This window comes from Actinosynnema sp. NPDC059797 (assembly GCF_042732085.1).
Taxonomy (GTDB): Bacteria; Actinomycetota; Actinomycetes; order Mycobacteriales; family Pseudonocardiaceae; genus Actinosynnema.
The window spans coordinates 1-1389 of the sequence record NZ_JBHWIE010000734.1; the positions used below are offsets into that span (position 1 = coordinate 1).

The 1389-nt window shown below is 74.9% G+C and carries 2 protein-coding genes; one reads left to right on the forward strand and one right to left on the reverse strand.

Features of this window, described 5'->3' with window-relative positions:
* Positions 1 to 134 (reverse strand): LacI family DNA-binding transcriptional regulator (locus ACFV4N_RS43770; RefSeq protein WP_499678607.1); only part of this gene is annotated, 134 nt, incomplete at its 3' end.
* 134 nt (positions 135 to 268) lie between these two features.
* On the opposite strand from ACFV4N_RS43770, the gene ACFV4N_RS43775 reads away from it, so the two are divergent.
* On the forward strand, positions 269 to 1389 hold a 1121-nt coding region (locus tag ACFV4N_RS43775; protein WP_499678606.1), incomplete at its 3' end, for an ABC transporter substrate-binding protein.

Sequence of the window (1389 nt, forward strand, 5' to 3'; positions counted from 1 at the left end):
TTGCGCCGGTACCCCAGCTCCTGGGCGGTCGAGCGCACCCGGCGCTCCACCTCCTCGGAGATGCGCAGGTCCCGACCGCGGCCCGACAGCACCAGGGACACGGTCGTGGTCGAGACACCGGTCGCCTTGGCCACGTCGGCCAGCGTGACGCGTCGTCTCCCCAACCCGTCCTCCGTCCTCAACGGACACCCGCTGCCTTGACAGCGGATCGCGCCACCTTGAAACTCCCGGATGCTAACACGATTTAGCTGGAGTGAGGGAGGAACCGTTGCCCCACTCAGGACGGTTCGGCACGGCCGTCGCCCTGCTGCTGGCGTCGCTCCTGGCGGGCTGCGCGGCGCCCGGCGGCGACCGCCCGGAGCCCACCGGCACGTCGGCCGCGCCGGTGTCCGAACCGGACTGCGGCACCGGGCCGGTGGTGCTGCGGGCGCGGTTCGAGACCGGTTTCCCCCTGGCGAAGGCGCTCGCCGACGAGTTCACCCGCCGGCACCCGAACGTGACCTGGGACGTGCGCGAGGAGCAGTTCGCGGTGCTGACCCGGAACGCGCCCCGGCTGCTGGCCGACGACCCGCCCGACCTGGTGCGGCTGCCCCAGGTGGCCGACCTCGCGGGGGACGGCCTGCTGCTCGACCTCGACGGCTACGCCGCGTGGTTCGGCTGGGACGACTGGCCCGCGGCGCAGTTGCGGACGATGCGCGCCGGTCCGGGCGGGCGGCCGCGCGGCGAGGGCCCGCTGTACGCGATGGGGTTCTCCACGAGCGTGACCGGCGTGTTCTACAACAAGGACCTGGCGGCGCGGATCGGGTTCCGCGAGCCCGCGACGCTGGCCGAGTTCGACGAGGCGCTGGCGCGGGCCGAGGAGGCGGGCATCCAGCCCCTGGCGGGGTTCAACGCGGGCGCGGCGGGCGGGTTGGCGTTCCCCCTGCAAGCGCTCATGGCCGCGCACGGCTCCCCCGAGGCGATCAACGACTGGGTGTTCCAGCGGCCCGGCGCGACCATCGACACGCCGGCCAACGCCGAGGCCGCGCGGCACCTCGATCGGTGGCTGCGCGCCGGGTACTTCGACGCCGACCTCAACGCCACCGACTACGCGCGGATGGTCGACCGGTTCGCCTCCGGCCGGGCGCTGTTCATGTTCGACGGCGACTGGGAGTCCGCGGCGCTGGACCGGCGGATGCCGGGACGGGTCGGCTTCTTCCTGGTGCCGCCGCTGCGGGCGGGCGACCCCCGGGCCGCGATGTCCGGTCCGCCGACCTTCGGCATCCCGGCGGGCGCGGCGAACCCCGACTGCGCCGCGGCGTTCCTGAACTGGGCGGTCACCGACCCCGTGGCGCGCGAGACCACCGTGCGGGTGGGCGGTTCGCTCCCCCTCGGGCCGGCGGGCGCCCA